The organism is Streptomyces sp. CA-210063 (genome assembly GCF_024612015.1).
Lineage (GTDB): Bacteria > Actinomycetota > Actinomycetes > Streptomycetales > Streptomycetaceae > Streptomyces.
In genome coordinates this window covers 5,991,926-6,013,391 of record NZ_CP102512.1, presented here as the reverse complement: position 1 = coordinate 6,013,391, position 21,466 = coordinate 5,991,926, and the positions used below count along the sequence as shown (strand labels likewise).

The 21,466-nt window shown below is 71.5% G+C and carries 18 protein-coding genes; 8 read left to right on the top strand and 10 right to left on the bottom strand.

Annotation, left to right across the window (positions count from 1 at the left end; translation table 11 throughout):
* Window positions 1-19 precede the first annotated feature (19 nt).
* The gene (locus tag JIX56_RS26285) at window positions 20-520 is read right to left on the bottom strand and encodes an SCO4402 family protein (RefSeq protein WP_257544132.1); all 501 of its coding nucleotides are present in this window, start codon (window positions 518-520) and stop codon (window positions 20-22) included.
* 128 nt (window positions 521-648) lie between these two features.
* On the opposite strand from JIX56_RS26285, the gene JIX56_RS26280 reads away from it, so the two are divergent.
* A complete protein-coding gene (locus JIX56_RS26280) occupies window positions 649-1,941 on the top strand; it encodes an ABC transporter substrate-binding protein (RefSeq protein ID WP_257544130.1) in 1,293 nt (430 codons plus the stop codon).
* 86 nt (window positions 1,942-2,027) lie between these two features.
* Here JIX56_RS26280 and JIX56_RS26275 read toward each other — a convergent pair whose 3' ends face one another.
* Complete coding sequence (locus JIX56_RS26275) at window positions 2,028-3,713, bottom strand: hypothetical protein (protein WP_257544128.1); 1,686 nt, start codon at window positions 3,711-3,713, stop codon at window positions 2,028-2,030.
* A 164-nt stretch (window positions 3,714-3,877) separates the two neighbouring features.
* The gene (locus JIX56_RS26270) at window positions 3,878-5,260 is read right to left on the bottom strand and encodes a transcriptional regulator (RefSeq protein WP_257544126.1); all 1,383 of its coding nucleotides are present in this window, start codon (window positions 5,258-5,260) and stop codon (window positions 3,878-3,880) included.
* A 304-nt stretch (window positions 5,261-5,564) separates the two neighbouring features.
* Between JIX56_RS26270 and JIX56_RS26265 the strand changes: the two genes are divergently transcribed.
* The 3 genes from JIX56_RS26265 (at window position 5,565) to JIX56_RS26255 (ending at window position 8,758) form a co-directional block, all read left to right on the top strand.
* Window positions 5,565-6,248: a bifunctional DNA primase/polymerase gene (locus JIX56_RS26265; protein ID WP_257544124.1), complete on the top strand. Its 684-nt coding sequence runs from the start codon at window positions 5,565-5,567 to the stop codon at window positions 6,246-6,248.
* A gap of 120 nt (window positions 6,249-6,368) precedes the next feature.
* Complete coding sequence (locus JIX56_RS26260; protein ID WP_257544122.1) at window positions 6,369-7,151, top strand: ABC transporter ATP-binding protein; 783 nt, start codon at window positions 6,369-6,371, stop codon at window positions 7,149-7,151.
* Entirely contained in the window at window positions 7,148-8,758 is a 1,611-nt protein-coding gene (locus JIX56_RS26255) for a transporter (RefSeq protein ID WP_257544121.1), read from the top strand. Before JIX56_RS26260 ends, JIX56_RS26255 begins: the two co-directional genes overlap by 4 nt.
* A 191-nt stretch (window positions 8,759-8,949) precedes the next feature.
* Here the strand turns inward: JIX56_RS26255 and JIX56_RS26250 are convergent, their stop codons facing one another.
* A complete protein-coding gene (locus JIX56_RS26250) occupies window positions 8,950-9,867 on the bottom strand; it encodes an alpha/beta fold hydrolase (protein WP_257551121.1) in 918 nt (305 codons plus the stop codon).
* 893 nt (window positions 9,868-10,760) lie between these two features.
* On the bottom strand, window positions 10,761-11,453 hold the full coding sequence (locus JIX56_RS26245) for a metal-dependent transcriptional regulator (RefSeq protein WP_033525889.1): 693 nt from the start codon (window positions 11,451-11,453) through the stop codon (window positions 10,761-10,763).
* A 425-nt stretch (window positions 11,454-11,878) separates the two neighbouring features.
* On the opposite strand from JIX56_RS26245, the gene JIX56_RS26240 reads away from it, so the two are divergent.
* From JIX56_RS26240 to JIX56_RS26230, 3 genes are all read left to right on the top strand, one after another.
* Entirely contained in the window at window positions 11,879-12,634 is a 756-nt protein-coding gene (locus JIX56_RS26240; protein ID WP_257544120.1) for an SIS domain-containing protein, read from the top strand.
* 189 nt (window positions 12,635-12,823) lie between these two features.
* Window positions 12,824-14,284 carry a PAS domain-containing protein gene (locus tag JIX56_RS26235; protein ID WP_257544118.1) on the top strand — a complete coding sequence of 487 codons (1,461 nt, stop codon included), beginning with the start codon at window positions 12,824-12,826 and terminating at the stop codon, window positions 14,282-14,284.
* A 131-nt stretch (window positions 14,285-14,415) separates the two neighbouring features.
* On the top strand, window positions 14,416-15,057 hold the full coding sequence (locus JIX56_RS26230; RefSeq protein ID WP_257544117.1) for a maltokinase N-terminal cap-like domain-containing protein: 642 nt from the start codon (window positions 14,416-14,418) through the stop codon (window positions 15,055-15,057).
* 308 nt (window positions 15,058-15,365) lie between these two features.
* Here JIX56_RS26230 and JIX56_RS26225 read toward each other — a convergent pair whose 3' ends face one another.
* A complete protein-coding gene (locus tag JIX56_RS26225; protein WP_257544116.1) occupies window positions 15,366-16,466 on the bottom strand; it encodes a citrate synthase 2 in 1,101 nt (366 codons plus the stop codon).
* A gap of 163 nt (window positions 16,467-16,629) precedes the next feature.
* Here JIX56_RS26225 and pdxH point away from each other — a divergent pair, with 163 nt between their 5' ends.
* Window positions 16,630-17,310 carry a pyridoxamine 5'-phosphate oxidase gene (pdxH, locus tag JIX56_RS26220; protein ID WP_443031884.1) on the top strand — a complete coding sequence of 227 codons (681 nt, stop codon included), beginning with the start codon at window positions 16,630-16,632 and terminating at the stop codon, window positions 17,308-17,310.
* A gap of 7 nt (window positions 17,311-17,317) precedes the next feature.
* Here pdxH and JIX56_RS26215 read toward each other — a convergent pair whose 3' ends face one another.
* The 4 genes from JIX56_RS26215 to JIX56_RS26200 are packed head-to-tail and all read right to left on the bottom strand — an operon-like array spanning window position 17,318 to window position 21,423.
* On the bottom strand, window positions 17,318-17,926 hold the full coding sequence (locus JIX56_RS26215; protein ID WP_257544115.1) for a TetR/AcrR family transcriptional regulator: 609 nt from the start codon (window positions 17,924-17,926) through the stop codon (window positions 17,318-17,320).
* Window positions 17,914-18,663, bottom strand: a complete 750-nt coding sequence (locus JIX56_RS26210; RefSeq protein ID WP_257544114.1) for an enoyl-CoA hydratase family protein — start codon at window positions 18,661-18,663, stop codon at window positions 17,914-17,916. The genes JIX56_RS26215 and JIX56_RS26210 overlap by 13 nt, the downstream gene beginning before the upstream one ends.
* Window positions 18,660-20,228 carry a 4-coumarate--CoA ligase family protein gene (locus JIX56_RS26205; protein ID WP_257544113.1) on the bottom strand — a complete coding sequence of 523 codons (1,569 nt, stop codon included), beginning with the start codon at window positions 20,226-20,228 and terminating at the stop codon, window positions 18,660-18,662. The genes JIX56_RS26210 and JIX56_RS26205 overlap by 4 nt, the downstream gene beginning before the upstream one ends.
* A 34-nt stretch (window positions 20,229-20,262) precedes the next feature.
* A complete protein-coding gene (locus JIX56_RS26200) occupies window positions 20,263-21,423 on the bottom strand; it encodes an acyl-CoA dehydrogenase family protein (RefSeq protein ID WP_257544112.1) in 1,161 nt (386 codons plus the stop codon).
* Window positions 21,424-21,466 lie beyond the last annotated feature (43 nt).

Genomic DNA, 21,466 nt, shown 5'->3' with positions numbered 1-21,466 from the left:
CCGGCAGCCGAACGCCGCTCTACGCCGCCCTGGTCATGATCCGCAGTACCTCCAGCGTCCGCGGCGGCGCGTCCGGGTCCTCCCCGTCGCTCGCCGAGAGGCGCACATGGGCCTCGCGGGCGGCGCGGACGGCGTCCGGCCAGGCCTCGTGGTCGAGGTACGCGGAGACGGGGGCGTCCGGGCCGACCTGGTGCATGATCCGGAGCACGCGCAGCACGGCGGAGTCGACGAGGGCCGCCTCCTGCGCGTCACGGAATATCGTGCCCACGTACTTCTCGGCGGACCAGTTGTCGAGCCAGGTGTCCTCGACCAGGCGGTACACGGCGTCGGTGACGTCCCCGTACCCGTCGACACCGGCCAGCCAGACGTTCTGCTGGAACGCGGGGTCGGAGAGCATGTGCAGCGCGGAGCGCACATTGCTGCGCCAGCGCCACCACGGCATGTCGTTCAGTGGCATGCCGCCCATGGTGGATGAGCGACGCCCGCGACGGGAAGGGTTCTCCGAACCTTGAACGGTCATCGATCGTGCGTTCCTCTCTGAAACCACTCGAAAATGCGATCGTAGCTCCCCGTAATTCACCTCTCGGCCACCTCGCGTTGACCGTCCGTCACGCCCGGGTTGGTCATGTGGCGGAATCGTGCGGAGCCATGACCGGCTTCCAGGCACGACGGACCACCCTGCCCAAAGGCCTTTCCAAAGGCCTGGTCAGAGCCACCACACTGGCGGCGTGCGCGTCGTTCGTCGCCGGATGCGGGGTCATCCCTGGTACCGCGGGGGGTTCCGGGGACGGCCCCGTCACCGTCATGACCTGGGCCCCGGAGAAGACCGCGGCGACGAACAAGCCGGGCATGCCCGCCATGGCCAAGGCGTACGCCCGCTGGGTCAACGCCAACGGCGGCATCAACGGCCACGAGCTGAAGATCCTCACCTGCAACGACAAGAACGAGACGGTGGCCGCCGCGAAGTGCGCCCGCCGCGCCGCCTCGGAGAACGTCGTCGCGGTCGTCGGCTCCTACAGCCAGCACGGCCGCTCCTTCCTCGCCCCGCTGGAGTCCGCGGGCATCCCCTACATAGGCGGCTACGGCGTCACCGACGACGAGTTCGCCAGCGCCCTGTCCTACCCCGTCAACGGCGGCCAGGCCTCCCTCATGGCCGGCCTCGGCGAACAGCTCGCGAAGGCCTGCGGCCCGGTCGCCCTCGTACGCCCCGACTCGATCGCCGGCGACCAGCTGCCGCTGCTGCTCGACTCGGGGCTGAAGTCGGGCGGCCACGGCAAGTCCGAGGACCAGCTGGCCGCCGAGGACGCGACCGAGTACGGGGGCCACGCCCGGGAGGCCCTGCGGCGGGCCACCACCGACCCGGCCGCCGAGGGCTGCGTCGTGCCCGCGCTCGGCGACCGCACCTTCACCTTCATGGACTCCTTCCGCCGCGACCGCGACGACTACGCGGATGTCCGCACCGGGACCGTCCTCGGCAGCGTCGACCAGACGGTGATCGACGCGACCGGCGGCCGGTCGGGGCCGTACGAGGGGTCGTACGTCACCGGCTGGTATCCGGTGGAGACCGACAAGCGGTGGGACGAGATGAAGAAGGTGATCCGGGAGCACGCCTTCGGTGACAACCGGATCGACCCGGCGGACCCGGGTGTGCAGACCACATGGATCGCGTACACCGTCCTGAAGGCCGCCATCGAGAAGATCGGCGACGGCGAGGTGACCTCCCAGTCGGTCCACCGCGTCCTCGACGAGGGCCTGAAGGTCACCACGGGCGGCCTGACCCCCACGCTCAGCTGGCGCTTCGAGGACCTCATTCCCGCCGCCGGCTTCCCCCGCCTGATCAACCCCGAGGTCACCTTCCAGGTCGTGCGCAAGGGTCAACTGGTCGCCGCCCGACGAGGCTTCGTGAACGTGGAGCAGACCCTGGTGGACGCGGAGGACTGAGCCACCGGGCACCGGGTCCGGGCGCTGGGCCAGGACCGGTGCGGCCGTCTCGGGCGCGGCCACAGGCCTGCTCGGCCGCGGTCCGGCTACAGCTGGACCGCCTGGCGCTCGGTCAGGCCGTACGTCGTGGCGATCGAGTTCCACAGCTTGGCGGCCTTGTTCTTCTCGGCGCTCGCGGTGCCGCTGGCCTGGTTGCCGGCCTGGGTCTGGCCGGTGGTACGGGCCTGGCCCTTCTTGCAGCCCTTCTTCCCGGCTGCCTGGTCGGCCCACGCGGCGTAGTGGTTGTCGGCGGAGGCGGAGGCCTTCCAGGCGTTGGTGAGCGCGGTGGTCAGGGCCGCGTTGTTCGGCAGCTTGTCGACGGACAGCCCGCCGAGCCGGGTGACGAGGTCGTTGCGCTGCTTGGCCGCGTTCCGGAGGTCGGTCGCGGCCTGGCCCAGGTTGGTGCAGGCCTTGATGTTCGCGACCGCCTTGATCACGCTGCTCCGGCTGTCGCCGCTGTCCGCCAGCAGCTTGTCCAGCGCGACCGCCTGCTCCTTCGCCGGATCGGCCGACGCGGACGCCGACTCCTCGGGCGCCCCGGTCGCCGCCGCGGGCTTGTTGTCGCTCTGCGACGAGTCGTTCCCCGACCCGGCCATCAGGGCACCCGCCCCGATCCCGAGAACGGCGATCCCGACCCCGACGAGCGCGATGAGCGGCACCCGGGATCTCGTACGCCCTCCGCCGCCCCCGCTGTCCCGTCTCGCGGAGGCCCGCCCACCGTGGCCGCCGTGGCCCCCATGGCCGCCGTGACCCTGCGGCGTCGGCGCGGCATGGGGGTGCTCGATCTTCGGCAGGTGCTGTGTGGCCCCGGCGGCTCCGCCGTCCCCCGGCTCGCTCCGGAAGAGGCTGTCGAACACGTCCGGCTGCTGCGGCGCCTGCCGCTGCCCCGGCGCACCGTACGGCTGGGGCCGCGCCTGCGCGGCCACCGGCGGTATGTACTGCGTCGCCTCGGCGTCCGGGTTCCCGGCGGGCGCCGAGGGCATGGGCGGGGCGGGCTGTACGGGGTTGCTGGTGGGCGGCAGGGGCCCGGCACCATGGTGGGGCACCCGCCCCAGATACGTCGTCGCGTCGGCCGGCGCCTCCGGCGGCAGCGCGCCCGGCCCGACCGGCGGCAGATACTGCGTGGCGGCATCCGCGGCGGGCGCCGCCGGAGCCACCGGCGGTATGTACTGCGTCGCCCCTTCGTCCACGGGCATGGGCCCGGCGGGCGGCACATACGGGATGTACTGGGTGGCCCCCTCGTCCACGGGCGGCAGCGGCGCACTCTGCTGCGGTGCCGACGCCGCCTCCGACGCCAGGGACACCTCCCCCGCGACCGGCGGCAACGGAGCACCCGACCCCGCCCCGCCATACCCCTCGGCACCGTACGACGCCCCCTGCGCGCCCTCCGGCGGCAACGGCATCCCGCCGCCCTGCCCGCCTTGCCCGCTCTGAGGGCCGTACACGTCCTGCCCACCCTGAGCGCCGTACGCGCCGTACGCGTCGTACGTCCCCTGGCCGCCCCAGTCGGGGGCGGGCGGCGCGCTGTTCCACTGGTCGGCCGCCGGCGGAGTCGGCTCGGCGGCCCCCTCGGGGCCCCACTGCCGCTGCTCCCACGACTGGGCCGGGGCCGGCGGCAGCTGTGCCGGCGGCAGATCACTCGGATGGAGCGGCGCGCCACCGTCCGAGGGCAGCACGATGCCTTCGCGCGCGGTCCGCGCCGAGGGCTCCTCGCCCTGTCCACTCTGCGTCACCGAGACTCCTACGAATGGGGGACTTCCGGAATCATCGCCTCACGCTACCGGGTCCGAGTGACAGCCCGAGCACCACCCGCGCCCCAAGGGGCGCGGGGAACTGCACGACCGGCCACGACGAACCCGCACTCGCGAGACGACCGAAGTACCCCACCCGGAGCGCTCTACGCCGCCTGCAGATCCATCCGCGCCCCGAACTCCCGAACCACCGCCTCCTCCCTGAACGGCTCCAACCGCTGCTGAAAGTCCTCCACGTACTCGGCGCCCCGATTCGACCGAAGCGACCCCAGCAACTCCACGGCCCGCAGCCCCGTGTGGCAGGCCTGCTCGACCTCCCGCTGCTGCACCTGCGCCGTGGCGAGCAGCACATACCCGATCGCCCGCCGCCGCGCCCGCGACTCGGGATGTTTGGCCAACGCCTCCTCGGCCCGCCGCGCCGCCGCCTCCGCCTGCCCCAGATCCCGGTGGCAGTGCGCCAATTCGTCGGCGAGATAGGCCTCGTCGAAGTGCTTGATCCACACCGGGTCGTCCCCGGACGAGGGATCCGCCGCCTCCAACGCCTCCACGGCCCGCCCCGCCGCCGCCTGCGCGGCCCGCGCGTCACCCATCAGTGCGTGCCCCCGCGCCTCCGCCGCGTGGAACATCGACTCCGCACGCGGCGTCGCCCGCCCCCGCGCCCCTTCCTGCGCCGCGCGCGCCAACTGCGCGATCTCCCGCGGGTTTCCGAGCTGCGCGGCGAGATGGCTCATGGACGCGGCGAGCACATATCCGCCGTACGCGCGGTCGCCCGCCGCCTGGGCGAGGCGGAGCGCCTGGATGTAGTACCGCTGGGCCAGCCCGGGCTGCCCGGTGTCGACGGCCATGTACCCGGCGAGCTCGGTCAGCCGGGCGACCGCGGCGAACAACTCCCGCCCCACCGCCTCCCGGTAGGAGCCGGCCAGCAGCCCCGAGACCACGCTGTTGAGGTAGTGCACGACGACCGGCCGTACATGCCCGCTGCCGTACTGGTGGTCGAGGTCGACGAGCGCCTGCGTCATCGCCCGTACGGCCGCCACATCGGCGAGGCCCACCCGGGGCCCCGCCGAGCGGGCCACCTGGGAGTCCGGCGCGGAGATCAGCCAGTCGCGGCTGGGCTCGACGAGCGCGGAGGCGGCGACGGACGACCCCGAGAGGAAGTCCCGCCGCCCCACGTCGCTGCGCCACAGCTCGCAGACCTGCTCGATGGCTCCCAGTACCGTCGGCGAGAACTGGAGGCCGACGCCGGACGCGAGGTTCTTGCCGTTGGCCATGCCGATCTCGTCGATCGTGACCGTGCGGCCCAGCTTGCGGCCGAGGGCCTCGGCGATGATCGCGGGCGCCCGGCCTCGTGGCTGCTGTCCGCGCAGCCAGCGCGCGACGGACGTCTTGTCGTAGCGGAGATCGAGTCCGTGCTCAGCGCCGCACATGTTGACCCGCCGGGCGAGCCCCGCGTTGGAGCAGCCCGCTTCCTGGATGAGTGCCTGCAGTCGTTCGTTCGGCTGCCTGGCGACGAGCGGCCTTGCGGCCATGGCGTACCCCCTGTGGCTGTGGTGCCTTGCCCACGCACCGAGTTGACGTGTCTTCAGCGGTCGATCCCCGTCGCATGGGTGTACCCATGTATCGAAAAGATCCGGCCTCGAAGATCAATGCCCCGCCGACATACCGAAGATGCGAGACATGCCAGGATTGCCGGGGTAAACACGCATGCTGTACCCCACACGTGGCTACCCGGCTCACTCCGTGATCCCGCCTGCGCGCCCCCGACCGTGCACCCATGCGCCCCGGCCCCGAGAACGATGCTCTCCCCCGCGCATGTGACTTCCGTAACCCCTGATGACCGCTAGAGTTGTGTTCATCGTGGAAGAGACCATCGCGGGCCCTGAAGCTGCCCACATCCCGAAGCAGCGTGGTGAATCGCTGCTGGACACCGCCGTTCGATACGCCGAAGAGCGCCACTGGGACGTGTTCCCCGGTACATGGCTGGAAGCCGTCGACGGGGTGCAGCACTGCTCCTGCGGCAACGCAGCGTGCGCCACCCCCGGCGCGCACCCGGCGCGCGAGGACTGGGGGACCCAGGCGACAGGCAGTGCGACCGTCGCACGCCGCCTGTGGTCGAAGCAGCCCACCGCGTCGATCCTGCTGCCGACCGGCCGTACATTCGACACGATCGACGTTCCCGAGACAGCCGGGCTGCTGGCCCTCGCCCGGATGGAGCGCATGGAGCTGACGCTCGGCCCGGTGACCTGGACGCCGGATCGTCGTATGCATTTCTTCGTGCTGCCCGGTGCCTCCGTCAAGGTCCCCGACCTCGTACGGAAGTTGGGATGGTCCCCGCTCGCGCTCGACCTCAAGGCACTGGGTGAGGGCGAGTATGTGGCGGCTCCACCGACGCGGTACGGGTCGCGGGGGGCCGTGCAGTGGGCACGCCGTCCCACGCCGGCCAACCGATGGCTGCCGGATGCCGAGGAACTGATCTCGCCGCTCGCTTACGCCTGCGGCAGGGATGGGCGGCGGTAACGCTCCGGGTGGGGTGCTTCGGTCGTTGCGCGACTGCGGGCTGGATATGGCTGGTCGCGCAGTTCCCCGCGCCCCTTACGGGCGTTGGGCACCCCTTGACCACCGGAAGGGGCAACCGGTGTGAGTGAAGCCGTCGCCGTACGTGTCCACGGGCTCTGGAAGCGGTTCGGGGCCCAAGTCGCCGTCGCCGGGGTCGATCTGGAGTTGCCCGCCGGGCGGTTCATCGGGCTGGTCGGGCCGAACGGGGCCGGGAAGACGACCACACTGTCGATGGTCACCGGGCTGCTGCGACCCGATCAGGGGTCCGTGGAGGTCGTCGGACACGATGTGTGGCGGGACCCGGTCGAGGTGAAGGCCCGGATCGGGGTGCTCCCGGAGGGACTTCGGCTCTTCGACCGGCTCACCGGTCGCGAACTCCTTTCCTACACAGGGCGGTTGCGCGGACTGCCCGGCGCCGAGGTCGACAAGCGGGCCACCCAGCTCCTGGACGTCCTCGACCTCGCGGGCGCCCGGCACAAGCTCGTCGTCGACTACTCGACGGGCATGCGCAAGAAGATCGGCCTCGCCGCGGCGCTCCTGCACAACCCCGAAGTCCTGTTCCTGGACGAGCCGTTCGAGGGCGTCGACCCCGTCTCGGCCCAGACCATCCGGGGCGTCCTGGAGCGGTACACCGCCTCCGGCGCCACGGTCGTCTTCTCCTCCCACGTCATGGAGCTGGTCGAGTCCCTCTGCGACTGGGTGGCCGTCATGGTCGCCGGCCGCATCCGCGCCCACGGCCCCCTCGCCGACGTACGGGGTGACGCGCCCTCGCTGCAGAAGGCGTTCCTGGAACTGGTGGGCGCGAGGGAACGGGACACGGGGACGGATCTGGACTGGCTGGGCGGCGGGGCGGGCGGCCGATGAGCGCGGCGGGCGCCGCGGGCGCCTCGTCGGTGACCTCCGTCGTCGTACGCCTGAAGCTGTCGCTGCTGCGGAACGGTCTGCGGCAGTCGGCCGGGCGGCGTGCCGCGTACGTCTTCTCCGTCGTGTTCGTGCTGCTGTTCGCGGCGCTCCAGCTGATCGGGCTGATCGCGTTGCGCGGCGACGAGCACGCGGCGGCCGTGACCGTGCCGCTGGTGGCGTTGCTGGCGCTCGGGTGGGCGGTGATGCCGCTGTTCTTCCCGAGCGGGGACGAGACGCTGGATCCGACGCGGCTGGTGATGCTGCCGCTGCGCCCGCGCCCGCTCGTACGGGCGCTGCTGGCGGCCTCCCTGGTGGGCATCGGCCCGCTGTTCACCCTGTGCGTGCTGGTGGGGTCGGTCGTGGCGACGGCGCGGGGGGCCGCGGCGTACGCCACCGCCGTCGCCGCCGTACCTCTCGCGCTCCTCGGCTGCGTGGCGCTCGCCCGGGCGGTGGCCGCCGCAAACATCCGCCTCCTGACCAGCCGCCGGGGGCGCGACCTCGCCGTCCTGAGCGGCCTCGTGATCGCGGTCGGCGCCCAGGTCGTCAACTTCGGTGCCCAGCGGCTGGGTTCCTCCGGGCTGGGCCGGCTGGAGCCGGTGGCGGATGTACTGAGCTGGGTCCCGCCGGCGTCGGCGCTCGGCGCGGTGCGGGCGATGAGCGAGGGGGCGTACGGGGTCGGGGTCGCCCAACTGCTGCTGAGCGCGGGCGCGTTGGCGGGGCTGTTGCGGTGGTGGTCACGCACGCTGACCCGGCTGATGACGTCCCCGGACGGCTCGACGCTCCCGGTCGTGGAAGCGGGCCGGACGCGGACGCGCTCGACCGGCCTGAGCCGCCTGCTGCCCGCCGGGCGCACGGGCACCATCATGGAACGCGGCCTGCGCTACATCTGGCGCGACCCGAAGACGAAGGCGGCGTGGGTGACGTCGCTGGCGATCGGTCTGATCGTGCCCGTCTTCAACGCCCTGCAGGGCACCGGCTCGGTCTACTTCGCCTGCTTCGCGGCGGGGATGCTCGGGATCCTGATGTACAACCAGTTCGGGCAGGACACGTCGGCGTTCTGGATGGTCGCCATGACGATCTCGTCCACGCGGGACGCGTACGTCGAACTGCGCGGCCGTGCACTGGCGTTGCTGGTCGTCACGCTGCCGTACGCCACGTTCGTGACCGTCCTGACCACCGCGCTCCTCGGTGACTGGGCCGCCCTGCCCGAGGCACTCGGTCTCTCCTTCGCGCTCCTCGGCGCGATGCTCGCCACCGGTGCCTGGTCCTCCGCGCGCTTCCCCTACTCCATTCCCCAGGAGGGCTACAAGAACGTGGCGCCCGGGCAGGCCGGACTCGCCTGGATCTCCATCTTCGGCGGCATGGTCGGGGCGGCGCTGCTCTGTCTGCCGGTCATCGCCCTGACCGTCTGGGTGAACGTGGCGGAGGGCGGCGGCGCGTGGGCGTGGGTGCTGCTGCCGGTGGGGGTGGTGTACGGGGCGGGGATCGCCGAGCTGGGTCTTCGGTTGGCCGCGCCCCGGACGGCACGGCGGCTGCCGGAGATTCTGGCGGCGGTGAGCAAGGGGTAGCTCTTCGACTGCGGGTGGGTGGGTGGGGGCTGCTCGCGCAGTTTCCCGCGCCCCTGAAAAGCACGGGGCTGCGCCCCGGCTTTTCATCGGCCCGCAGGGCCGTTCAAGGGGCGCGGGGAACTGCGCGAGCGACCACGAACCACCCGCACCCGCGACATCACGCGCACCCCCGAGCTACCAGGCGCACGGCCTCACTCCGACAGGCCGTCCAGGAACGGCTCTATCGCGGAGCGCCACGCGTCCGGCTGGTCGTAGTGGACGAGGTGGCCGGCGTCGGCGACCTCGGCGTACTGGCCGTGGGGCAGGACGCGGACCATCTCCTGGGACTCGGCGCGGCCGAGCTCGCCGTCGAGGCCGCGGACGACGAGGGCGGGGCAGCGGACCTGGGCCAGCTCCTCCCAGTGCGCGTCGTACACCCAGGTCTCGCGGGTCTTGAGCATCTGCTCGGGGTCGAAGACGGGCCGCCAGCCGTCGGGCCCCTCGTGCATGACCTCGGCGTAGAACTCACCGCGGGACGGGCTCGGGCGCTCCACCCAGGGGTCGTCCTCGCCGAACCACTTGCGGACGTCGGCGAGGGTGGCGAAGGGCAGCGGCCAGGCCTTGAACCAGCTCTCCCACTCTCGCTGCGAGGCAGCGCCCAGCGCCGAGGCCCGCATGTCGCAGATGATCAGGCCGCGCACCAGGTCCGGGCGCTTGGCGGCCAGCTGCCAAGCGGTCAGCGCGCCCATCGCGTGGCCGATGAGGACGACCGGGGCGAGGCCCAGCTGTTCGATCGCGGCCTCGACGTCCTCGACGTAGGCCTCACGGGTGTACGCGGCCTGCTCGGGCTTCGCGCTCTGGCCGTGGCCTCGCTGGTCGAGTGCGACGGCACGGTGCCGTTCGGACAGCCAGCGGGCGGTGGGTGCCCAGTGCGAGGCGCGGCCCATGAGGCCGTGCAATAACAGCACCCCGGACCCCGGCGCGTGGTCGCCGGCCCGGTCCGTGCCGCCCTCGCTGCTCCCGCCCCCCGTGATGTCGCCGGCCTTGTCGCCGGTCTTGGGCGGGTCGCCGAACTCCCAGGCGGCGAGACTCACGCCGCCCGCTCCGGTCACGTCGATGCGCCGCACCATTGGCACCCCCCAGACTCTCGCCCGGACCGCTCGCTCCCCGTCTCTCGCTCCCGCTTCGAGCCGGCCGGTCCACTCGTCCCAACTGCTGTCGTACCGCTGTCGTACCGCTGTCGTGCTGCTGCTCCTGCTGCTGCCTTGCCGTCGCGCGCCGCTCGGACGACGGGCACTTGTGTTACAGCGTGCATATCGGTTGACACGTTACGTGTGGGGTGTGCGCGTCGGGTCGGGCACCGGGTCACGCAACGCCACGCCGGTACACGTTATCGAATACACATTCGAAGATGCCGCTCCTGGCGGCAACACCCCTCATTCGAGTGACCCCCCTCGGGGATTGCCCGCCGCCGCCGAGGGGAGATCTTCAACGGGAGGCGGACCGCTCGGGGAAAACGGTCCGAGGGGGATGACCCTGGGAGCTCGGGGCTCCGGGTCAGCACAGGGGAGGACAGGCCCCGGCGCCATACGGCGCCGGGGCCCTCCTCATGTCCACGGCACATCCGCCCCGCCCCTTCCCCTGTCACCCGGAGATCGTCGTCTCGGGCGGCCAAGAGCCCCTCAGGTCATATGCCTCACGCGCAAGCCTCGCACGCGAACGGCCCGAGCGCTGCGATTCGGCGCACTGAGTCTTGGATTCGACGGGATCGCGGACATCGACTCCAGTACGTCACAACTCCCCCGCCCGCAACGGGAGTTGGCGGCCGATACGGACACGCACCGACATGTGTCGAACGACCGCCGACAGGGGGCGACATGGGACGACACCGGATGGCTGGAATCGGTCGGAATCGGTCGGTGCGGCGGTGGCGTGCACGTAGGTCGGCGCGGCGGTGGCGCGTACGCGGGCCGGTGCGGCGGTGGCGCGTGCACGGGTCAGTGCTCGGCCACCCGCACGCGACTCAGCGCTTGGCCACGAACACGTGGGAGGCGACGTCCGCCTCCAGTTCCGCGGCCTCGCCGCCGCTGCCGACGAGGACACCGCCGGCCGCCTCCGTCACGCTCACCACCGAGCCGGGCTGCACGCCCGCGCGCCGCAGCGTGTACATCAGCTGGGCGTCCGTCTGGATGGGCTCACCGATCCGGCGTACGACGACGGTCTTGCCCTCCGTGCCCGGGTCGAGGTCCGCCAGCGACACCATGCCCTCGTCGAGGAAGGGGTCCGCGCCGTCCTTCTCGCCCAGCTCCTCCAGGCCCGGGATCGGGTTGCCGTACGGCGACTCGGTCGGGTGGCGCAGCAGTTCGAGGACGCGGCGCTCGACCGCCTCGCTCATCACGTGCTCCCAACGACACGCCTCGGCGTGGACCTGCTCCCACTCCAGGCCGATCACGTCGACGAGCAGGCACTCCGCGAGGCGGTGCTTGCGCATCACGCGCGTCGCCAGCCTGCGGCCCTCCTCGGTGAGCTCCAGGTGGCGGTCCGCGGCGACGGACACCAGGCCGTCACGCTCCATGCGCGCGACCGTCTGGCTCACCGTGGGGCCGCTCTGGTCGAGCCGCTCGGCGATCCGGGCGCGCATGGGGACCACACCTTCCTCCTCGAGCTCGAGGATGGTGCGGAGATACATCTCCGTCGTATCGATCAGTCCGGACATACGTGCCCCTCGATGAGATTCAGCCGGAGGCTTCGACGGCCACACCGGCTTGCTGCGGCTTGCTGCGCTGGCCTGGACTCAATTCTTACGCATCCGGCTGACAACCGGGCCGCGCCGGTGCGACCACGGCGTTACAACGACCGTCCGAGGCGGGATTTGGCCCCCTTCGACCGCATCGCCGTACGCGGGAGAGCTTGGGGATGAGGGTACGTGGGCGGGTGCGGGTTGTGTGTGGCTGGTCGCGCAGCTCCCCGCGCCCCTTGACGGCATGGGTCGCGCCCGGGGCTTTTGAGGGGCGCGGGGAACTGCGAGACCAGCCCCCACCCACCCGCGGCCGACGAACGCACCCATTGACACCCCAGTGGTCCAGACCTCTAACGTGATCCACGACACTGCGGGCGCCGGGAAGAGGCTGAGGGGTTCACATGGACGACGGGACGCTGGGCGGACGCTTCCTCGACGCGGCCATCGGACTGCTGGCTCGGGTGCGGGACGAGGAGGCGGAGAGCGTCACCGCGGCCGGGGAGATGGTCGCGGACACCGTCGCCGGCGGGGGGCGTCTCTTCGCGTTCGGGGCCGGGCACTCGTCGCTCGCCGCGCAGGACCTCGTCTACCGGGCCGGCGGCCTCGCGCTGATGAACCTGCTGGCCGTACCCGGCGCGGTGGGCGTGGACGTGCGGCCCGCGACGCTCGGCTCGGCGCTGGAGCGCGTCGACGGACTGGCGACGGCCGTGCTCGACACCAGCCCGCTGCGGGCCGGCGACCTGCTTGTGATCATCTCGCTCTCCGGCCGCAACGCGCTCCCCGTGGAGATGGCCACGCATGCCCAGGATCTGGGCGTGAAGGTCATCGGCGTCACGTCGGTCGCGTATGCCACGCAGACGACATCCCGCCACTCCTCCGGCACCTTCCTCAAGGACCACTGCGACCTCGTCCTCGACTCGAAGATCGCGGTCGGCGACGCGGAACTCACCCTCGACACCATCCCCGCGCCCTTCGCCCCGGCCTCCACCGTCGTCACGTCCGCGATCCTCCAGTCGGTCATGGCCACCGCCGCCGCCTCCCTCGCGGACCGGGGCATCGAACCGCCGCTGCTCCGCTCCGGGAACGTCGACGGCGGGCTCGACTGGAACGACCGGGTGATGCGGGAGTACGGCGACCGGATCTTCTACCTGCGCTGACTGCGCCCCTGGGTTCGTGGGAACGTTGAGAAGGGAGGGAAGGAAATCCGGCGTACAACGATTTCGTCCATATCTTGCGCGAAGCAGATGTGGGCTGGGTCACGTTCGAGTTGAATGATGGTGAGTGAGCGAACCGACGCGCCGTACATGCCGTACATGCGGACGCAACGCAGCCTGCAGGGGGTTCAGGTGAGTGCTTCCCGGCGTAGAGGGACCACCGACGAGCTCGGGCCCGACGAGCCCGAGCGGGACGGTCCGACGAACGAGGACACCAAGGACACCAACGACATCGAGAACACCGAAGGCACGGAAGACACGGACTCCGGTGGATCGGATCTTCTCGCCGCCCTGCTGGACGGCATGGACGCCGCGCTGTGCGCGTTCGACGCCGACGGCGTCGTCACCCACTGGAACCGCGAGGCCGAACGGATCCTGGGCTGGACCGCCGAGGAGGCGGTCGGGCGCCGGGGATTCGCCGGGTGGGCCGTACGGACGGCGGACGCCGAGGAGGTCGAGGGGCGGCTGATGGCCGCCATGCACGCGGCCGGCCGGCAGGTCCACGAGTTCGCCCTGGTCACCAAGGACGGCGGGCGGGTCCTCGTACGCACCCAGTCCGCCGCCGTACGCGGGCCCGACGGCAAACCCGCCGGCCTGTACTGCGCCTTCAGCGAGGTCCACGCGCAGATCGACCTCGAACGGTCCATCGCCCTCAGCGAGGCCCTCTTCGAGGACGCGTCCTGGGGCGTCGTCCTCGTCGACGCCGATCTGCGCCCCGCCGTCGTCAACGCGCACGCCGCGCGTGCCCTCGGCATCGGCCGTACGGCGGTCCTCGGGCGCCCGATCGGCGAACTGCTCGCCCAGGGCGTCGAGGAACTGGAGAGCGCCCTCACCCACGTACTCGCCGAGGGCGCACCGCCCGCACCCGCCGAGATCTGGGTCGGCGTCCGCACCCCCGAGGGCGAGAAGCGCCGCTGCTGGCGCAGCGGCTTCCTCCGCCTCGCCTCGCCCCTGGCAGAGGAACCGGTTCCCCTCGGCGTCGGCTGGCTCTTCCAGGACATCACCGAGTCCAAACAGACCGAGCAGGAAGCCGCCCAGCTCCGCTTCCGCGTCAACCAGCTCCACCGGGCCGCGCGCGCCGCCGCCGAGTGCGAGGACCCCGGCGAGGCCGCCACCGTCCACCTGGACTTCGCCCTCGCCGGCTTCGCCGACCACGCCCTCATCGACCGCGTCGCCGGCGGCTCCCTCGCCGACGGCGAAGGCCCCGCCCGCCTCGTACGCGCCGCCGCCACCCCCTCCGGCCAGCCCGGCCCCAGCCACCTCACCGGCCACGCCGGCATCCCCGTGCGCTACGGCCACGGCCACCCCGCCCTCCAGTGCGTCGAACGAGCCGGCTCGGTCCGCGCCAGCGCCGGCACCGCCACCCCCGAAGCCGCCCGCGACTGGGCCACCGGCCGCCAGTGGCCCCCGAACACCGTCCACGCCCTCTGCGCCGTCCTCCGCAGCCGAGGCCGCACCCTGGGCGTCGTCACCTTCCTCCGCAGCGCGGGCCGCAGCCCCTTCGAACGCACGGACGCCGTGTACGCGGAGGACATGGCGGTACGGATCGCCATGGCGCTGGACCTGGAGGCGCTGGAGAGGTCGGTGGAGTAGAGAGGATCGGAGCGGCGAGGAACCGAGCGGCGAGGATCGGAGCAGCGGAGACAGCAACCGGACGGCAGCCGCCGTGGTGCTCGCTGGAACTGACTCGCGTCCGCTCAGCGCCCCGGCGGAGAATCCCCACCATGGCTGTCATCCACCGCACCACCCTCACGCCCACCAAGCTCGAACTGCTCACCGCCTGGCTGCCCACCCGCCCCTGGTACCGGGGCGGCCCCGCCACACCCGAACTGACCAAGGCCGGCGGCTTCCGTCTCGACGACCCCGAGGGCGAGGTCGGCATCGAGTTCATGGTCGTCACCGACACCTCCGGCCCCGCCCCGGTCCACTACCTGGCCCCCCTCACCTACCGAGGCGCCCCTCTCCCCGACGCCGAGCACGCCCTCATCGGCACCACCGAACACGGCGTACTCGGCAAGCGCTGGGCCTACGACGGCTGCCACGACCCGGTCATGATCACCCAGCTCCTGGCCCTCTTCGAGGGCAAGGCCGAACCCCAGACCCAGAGCCTCACGGACACCCCGGACCGCGAGGTCACGTGGTCCTACAAGGGCGACAGCCCTCTGTCCGTGGCCACCCTCACCGCCACCGACACCGACGAGGCCACCGAGCTGCCTGTCCAGCCCGGCACGACCGTCCTCCGCCTGAACCGGGTGCTACGGCCCGGCCCGGTCGACCTGCCGGAGGGGGCGAAAGGCCACGTCACCGGCCACTGGAGCCTTACCGACGACATCCCGGCCCGCGCGGTCTTCGCCGTACTTCGGTAATCCCTCGGCAATCGCCTCGGAAAATCGCTTGAGCGTTCCCGTAGCGCTTCTTAGGGTGTGCAGTACACGAGAGAGGAGGTGGTTCGGCAGATGTATGACAACCGGACGCGTGAGGTGGCTGGGGGCTAGCGGCCCTGCACCACACACAGTGCGGTGCCGGACCAGCGCGTTCAGCGTGCAGCCGGCCCAATCTCCAGCAGTCACCCGACCCGCAGGCTCGCCGGTACGTCCGGCCGGCTCCCCCGTCCTTGTGGCGGAGGGACCCAGAGTCTGCGGGTCGTCTGCGTTTTCCGGCCCGGCGGAATCGGCTAGCGCGCGATGTCGCCGTAGCCCTCGATCTCCCTCGGGTCGCGGGGGCCCGGGCCGATGTAGCGGGCCGACGGGCGGACGAGGCGGCCGGTGCGCTTCTGTTCCAGGATGTGGGCCGACCAGCCTGCCGTGCGGGCGCAGGTGAACATCGAGGTGAACATGTGGGCCGGGACCTCGGCGAAGTCGAGGACGATGGCGGCCCAGAACTCGACGTTCGTCGCCAGGACCCGGTCGGGGCGGCGGGCGTGGAGTTCCGCCAGGGCCGCCTTTTCCAGGGCCTCGGCCACCTCGAAGCGGGGGGCGCCGAGCTCGCGGGCGGTGCGGCGGAGGACTCGGGCGCGGGGGTCCTCGGCGCGGTAGACGCGGTGGCCGAAGCCCATGAGGCGTTCGCCCTTGTCGAGGGCTTGTTTGACGTAGGCGTCGGCGTCGCCTGTTCGTTCGATCTCCTCGATCATGCCCAGGACTCGGGAGGGGGCGCCGCCGTGGAGGGGGCCGGACATGGCTCCCACCGCGCCCGAGAGCGCCGCTGCCACGTCCGCGCCCGTCGACGCGATGACCCGCGCCGTGAACGTGGACGCGTTCATGCCGTGTTCGGCGGCCGAGGTCCAGTACGCGTCCACCGCCGCCACGTGTTTCGGGTCCGGCTCGCCGCGCCAGCGGATCATGAAGCGTTCGACCACGGACTGGGCCTTGTCGATCTCGCGCTGCGGCACCATGGGCAGGCCCTGGCCGCGGGCGGACTGGGCGACGTAGGAGAGGGCCATGACGGCCGCGCGGGCGAGGTCGGCCCGGGCCTGCTCCTCGTCGATGTCCAGGAGGGGTTTGAGGCCCCAGACCGGGGCCAGCATGGCCAGTGCGGACTGGACGTCCACGCGGATGTCACCCGAGTGGACCGGGATGGGGAACGGTTCGGCGGGCGGCAGACCGGGGCGGAAGGCGCCGTCGACGAGGAGGCCCCAGACGTTGCCGAAGGAGACGTGGCCGACCAGATCCTCGATGTCGACGCCCCGGTACCGGAGTGCGCCGCCCTCCTTGTCCGGTTCGGCGATCTCCGTCTCGAACGCGACGACTCCTTCGAGCCCGGGCACGAAGTCGGACATCAGGCGGCTCCTCTTGATGTGTGCGACAGGGGGCTTCCGGCGGGGCCGCGTATATGCGGCCCTCGCCAGAATGTTCCAGCACCTTACGCCTGAGTGCCAGGTTTGGGGAGGGTGCGCGGCACTCAGTGCCACCAGCCTTCCGGTCGGCCGTCGATACGGCAAGATGACCACCGTGAACGATCCCGGTCTGGAACCCGTGCCCGACCCCGCTCGTATGCGCAAGCAGTACCGGGCCGACGGGCTCGACGAGAGCGAGCTGGCCGGTGATCCGATGGAGCAGTTCGGGCGGTGGTTCCGGCAGGCCGCGCAGGAGGGCGCGGTGTTCGAGCCGAACGCCATGGTGGTGTCGACGGCGAACGCCGAGGGGCGCCCCACCTCTCGTACGGTGCTGATGAAGGCGTACGACGAGCAGGGCTTCGTCTTCTACACGAACTACGACTCCCGCAAGGCCCAGGACCTGGCCGGGAACCCGTATGTGTCGCTGCTCTTCCCGTGGCATGCGATCGCCCGGCAGGTGATCGTGACGGGTACGGCGCGGCGGACCGGGCGGGACGAGACGGCGGCGTACTTCCGTACGCGTCCGCATGGTTCGCAGCTGGGGGCATGGGCCAGCGCACAGTCCTCGGTGATCTCCTCGCGGGCCGAACTGGACGCCTCGTACGAGGAGTTGCACGCCCGCTATCCGGAGGGCGAGCAGGTGCCGGTGCCGCCGAACTGGGGTGGTTTCCGGGTGGCGCCGCAGCGTGTGGAGTTCTGGCAGGGGCGGTGGAACCGGCTGCACGACCGGCTGCGGTATGTGGCGGAGGCGGACGGGTCGTGGCGGGTGGAGCGGCTCAGTCCGTGAGGGCTCTTCAGCCCAGTACCTCGTCCAGCAGTGCCGCCCACTGGGCCACCACCTTGTCGCGGCGGCCGGTGTCGTCGGTGAGGAGGTTGGCGAGGCCGAGGCCTCGGGCCATGTCGAGGAGGCCCTGGACGGTTTCGCGGACCCCGGGGACGGTTTCGTCGGCGCGGAGGAGGTCGACGGCGATGCGGTGGGTCTCCCGGCCGACGTGGGCTTCGAGTTCGGTGACGCGGGGGCGGAGCTGGTCCTCGTTGGAGGCGGCGACCCAGAGGTGGAGGGCGGCGCGGAAGAGGGGGCCGGTGTAGAGGTCGACGACGGCGGCGACGACGGCGCGGCGGTCGGCGGGGCCCTCGGGGAAGAGGGCGCGCAGGGCGAGGGAGCGCTCTTCGGCGACGTATTCGACGGCGGCGGTGAAGAGGTCCTCGCGGGTGCGGAAGTGGTGTTGTGCGGCGCCTCGGGAGACGCCGGCGCGTTCGGCGACGACCGAGACCGTGGAGCCGGCCCAGCCGTGTTCGGCGAGGCAGGCCACGGCGGCCTGGAGGAGTCGCTGCCGGGTGGCCCGGCTGCGGTCCTGCTTCGGTGCACGGTCGAACGCGCTGACCATGGTCACACCACCCATTGCGGATCCCGTCTTTCTCGGAAGGCCCTCATCCCCTCGTCCGCCTCCTCGGAGTCGAACAGCCGGGCCGAGAGCCTGCTCAGCCTGCCCGCGTCCAGGTCGAAGGATTCCAGCACCTTAGCCGTGAGCAGCCGTTTCGTCTCCGCCAGGGCTTTCGGGGAGGCTCGGCGCAGTCCGTCGAGGACGGGTGCGAGTACGTCGTCCACATCGGCGCCGTCCGCCGTCAGCAGGCCGATGCGGGTGGCCTCGGCGGGTCCGAACTTCTCGCCGGTGAGGTAGTAGCGGCTGAGGGCGCGCGGGTCGGTGCGGGGCAGCAGGGGCAGCGAGATGACCGCGGGGGCGACGCCGATGCGGACCTCGGTGAAGGCGAACGTGGCTTCGGGGCCCGCGGCGGCGATGTCGCAGGCCGCGAGCAGGCCGAGGCCGCCCGCCCGTACGTGGCCGGTCACCCGGGCGACGACGGGCTTGGGCAGCTTGAGGATCTGGCCGAGCAGTTCGACCAGTTCGTCGGGGTGGGGAGGCTGGCGCAGGTCGGCGCCCGCGCAGAAGGTGTTTCCGGTGTGGGTGAGGAGGACGGCGCGTACGTCGTCGTCCTGGCCGCACCGGGTCAGTGCTTCCGTCAGTTCGCGCACCAGCCTGACGGACAGGGCGTTGCGGTTGGCCGGGGAGTCGAGGGTGAGGGTGGTGACGCCCCGGTGGTGGGCGTGGTGGATCAGATCGGTTTTCGGGTCTGTCATAGGCGTTCCCTGAGTTCGCGGCGGAGGATCTTCCCGGAGGCCGCGCGGGGGACGCCGTCGATGAAGGTGACGAGGCGGACGCGTTTGTAGGGGGCGACGCGTTCGGCGACGTACATCATGACGTCGCCCTCGGAGAGCGTGGCGGCGGTGGGATGGCGGACGACGAAGGCGTGCGGGACCTCGTTGCCGTCGTCGTTGTAGTGGCCGATGACGGCGGCGTCGGCGATGCCGGGGTGGGTGACGAGGAGGGCTTCGAGTTCGGCGGGGGCGACCTGGAATCCCTTGTACTTGATGAGTTCCTTGACGCGGTCGACGACGTACAGCCAGCCGTCGGCGTCGCTGTAGCCGATGTCGCCGGTGGAGAGCCAGCCGTCGGCGTCGATCATGTCGGCGGTGGCCTGGGGGCGGCCCAGGTAGCCCTTCATGACCTGGGGGCCGCGGATGACGATCTCGCCCTGTTCGCCGATGCCGACGTCCTTGCCGGGGTCGTCGAGGGAGACGATCCGCATCTCGGTGCCGGCGATGAGCTTGCCGACGGTGCCGGGGGGTGCGGTGGCGGCCTGGGCGAGGGGGACCAGGTGGGAGCAGGGGGAGAGTTCGGTCATGCCGTAGCCCTGGACGACGGGCGGCAGGCCGAGGCGGGCGGAGCAGGCGGCGGCGAGCTTCGCGTCGAGGGGTGCGGCGGCGGAGAGGACGTGCCGGACCGTGGAGAGGTCGTGGCGCTCGGCGGCCGGGTGTTTGGCGAGGGCGAGGACGATCGGCGGGGCGACGTAGAGGTGCGTGATGCCGTACTTGGCGATGGCCGCGAGGTAGACCTCGAGGTCGAAGCGGGGGAGGACGACGACCGTGGCGCCGAGCCGCAGTGGGGCGTTCATCAGGGCGGTGAGGCCGTAGATGTGGAAGAACGGCAGTACGGCGAGGATGCGGTCGCCGGGGCCGGCCGGCATGACCGGTTCGAGCTGGGCGAGGTTGGTGGCGATGGACCGGTGGGTGAGCATGACGCCCTTGGGGACGCCGGTCGTGCCGGAGGAGTACGGGAGGGCCGCCAGGTCCGTCACCGGGTCGATGTCGACGGACGGTTCGGGGGCGGCGGAGGCGAGCATGTCGATCAGCGAGCGGTGGCCGGGGGCGCTGTCGCAGACGAAGATCTCCCGGATGCCGCCGACGCGTTCGGCGGCCGTGCGGGCGGTTTCGAGGAGGGGCGAGACCGTGACGATCCAGCTCGCCCCGGAGTCCTGGAGCTGCTTCGCCAGCTCTCCCGGGGTGGCCAGCGGGTGGACGGTGGTGACCGTGGCGCCCGCGCGGGTGGCCGCGTAGAAGGCCGTCGGGTAGGCGATGGTGTTGGGGCTGTGGAGGGCGAGCACATCGCCCTTGCGGACACCCGTCTCGGCGAACGCGGCCGCGAGGCGCCGGTGGAAGCGGTCCACCTGTTCGTACGTGAGGGTCGTGCCGTCGATGCCGTCGATCAGCGCGGGCAGGTCGCCGAACTCGGCGGCTCGGCCCAGTACGGCGTCGTGGATGGGGATGTCGACGGGTGGGACGTCTGCGTACTCGCTGCGGAACATGGTTCCTCCTCGCGCCATACGGTGCAGGTGCCGGTCAGTACGACTTGGGCAGGCCCAGGGTCTGGTGGGAGACGTAGTTGAGAATCATCTCCCGGCTCACCGGTGCGATACGAGACACGCGCGCCGCCGTTATCAGCGAGGCGAGGCCGAACTCGTGGGTGAGGCCGTTGCCGCCGAGGGTGTGCACGGCCTGGTCGACGGCCTTCACGCAGGCCTCCCCCGCCGCGTACTTGGCCATGTTGGCGGCCTCGCCCGCCGCCGCGTCGTCGCCGGCGTCGTAGAGGTACGCCGCCTTCTGCATCATCAGGCGGGCCAGTTCCAGTTCGATGTGGGACTGGGCGAGGGGGTGGGCGATCGCCTGGTGGGCGCCGATGGGCTGCCGCCATACGGTGCGGTCGCGGGCGTAGTCGACGGCCTTGGCGAGGGCGTACTGGGCCATGCCGATCGCGAAGGCGGCCGTCATGATGCGTTCGGGGTTGAGGCCGGCGAAGAGCTGGAGCAGGCCGGCGTTCTCGTCGCCGACGAGGGAGTCGGCGGGGAGGCGGATGTCATCGAAGGTGAGTTCGAACTGCTTCTCTGCGGCGCGGAGTTCCATGTCTATCTGGCGGTACTCGAAGCCGGGGGTGTTCGTGGGGACGATGAAGAGGCAGGGCTTGAGGGTGCCGGTGCGGGCGTCTTCCGTGCGGCCGACTATGAGGACGGCGTCTGCCCTGTCCACGCCGGAGATGAAGACCTTGCGGCCGGTGAGCAGCCAGTCGACTCCGTCGCGGCGGGCCGTGGTGGTGAGGCGGTGGCTGTTGGAGCCGGCGTCGGGTTCGGTGATGCCGAAGGCCATGAGGCGGGTGCCGTCGGCGAGTCCGGGGAGCCAGGCTTGTTTCTGGGCCTCTGTGCCGAAGCGGGTGATGACGGTGCCGCAGATCGCCGGGGAGACGATCAGCATGAGGAGGGGGCAGCCTGCGGTGCCGAGCTCTTCGAGGACGATGGAGAGTTCGGTGATGCCGCCGCCTCCGCCTCCGTATTGCTCGGGGAGGTTGACGCCTAGGTAGCCGAGTTTGGCGGCCTCGGACCAGAGTTCGTCGGGGTGGCGGTTCTCTTTGTTGATCGTGGCTATGTATGCGCGGCCGTAGCGCTTGCCGAGGGCGGAGACTGCGGCTCGTAGGGCCTTGTGTTCTTCGGATTCCAGGAGGGGGGACACGAGGGGCTCCTAAGGGGAAGGGGACGTCTGCCAGTAGGAGGGT

Bases quoted from the DNA above. Each gene is read 5' to 3' on its own strand.
- JIX56_RS26205 (WP_257544113.1), bottom strand. From the start codon at position 20,228: ATGTTCCGCAGCGAGTACGCAGACGTCCCACCCGTCGACATCCCCATC.
- JIX56_RS26245 (WP_033525889.1), bottom strand. From the start codon at position 11,453: ATGTCCGGACTGATCGATACGACGGAGATGTATCTCCGCACCATCCTC.
- JIX56_RS26285 (WP_257544132.1), bottom strand. From the start codon at position 520: ATGACCGTTCAAGGTTCGGAGAACCCTTCCCGTCGCGGGCGTCGCTCA.
- JIX56_RS26215 (WP_257544115.1), bottom strand. From the start codon at position 17,926: ATGGGTGGTGTGACCATGGTCAGCGCGTTCGACCGTGCACCGAAGCAG.
- JIX56_RS26230 (WP_257544117.1), top strand. From the start codon at position 14,416: ATGGCTGTCATCCACCGCACCACCCTCACGCCCACCAAGCTCGAACTG.
- JIX56_RS26225 (WP_257544116.1), bottom strand. From the start codon at position 16,466: ATGTCCGACTTCGTGCCCGGGCTCGAAGGAGTCGTCGCGTTCGAGACG.
- JIX56_RS26255 (WP_257544121.1), top strand. From the start codon at position 7,148: ATGAGCGCGGCGGGCGCCGCGGGCGCCTCGTCGGTGACCTCCGTCGTC.
- JIX56_RS26280 (WP_257544130.1), top strand. From the start codon at position 649: ATGACCGGCTTCCAGGCACGACGGACCACCCTGCCCAAAGGCCTTTCC.
- pdxH (WP_443031884.1), top strand. From the start codon at position 16,630: ATGACCACCGTGAACGATCCCGGTCTGGAACCCGTGCCCGACCCCGCT.
- JIX56_RS26270 (WP_257544126.1), bottom strand. From the start codon at position 5,260: ATGGCCGCAAGGCCGCTCGTCGCCAGGCAGCCGAACGAACGACTGCAG.
- JIX56_RS26240 (WP_257544120.1), top strand. From the start codon at position 11,879: ATGGACGACGGGACGCTGGGCGGACGCTTCCTCGACGCGGCCATCGGA.
- JIX56_RS26265 (WP_257544124.1), top strand. From the start codon at position 5,565: ATGACCGCTAGAGTTGTGTTCATCGTGGAAGAGACCATCGCGGGCCCT.
- JIX56_RS26210 (WP_257544114.1), bottom strand. From the start codon at position 18,663: ATGACAGACCCGAAAACCGATCTGATCCACCACGCCCACCACCGGGGC.
- JIX56_RS26250 (WP_257551121.1), bottom strand. From the start codon at position 9,867: ATGGTGCGGCGCATCGACGTGACCGGAGCGGGCGGCGTGAGTCTCGCC.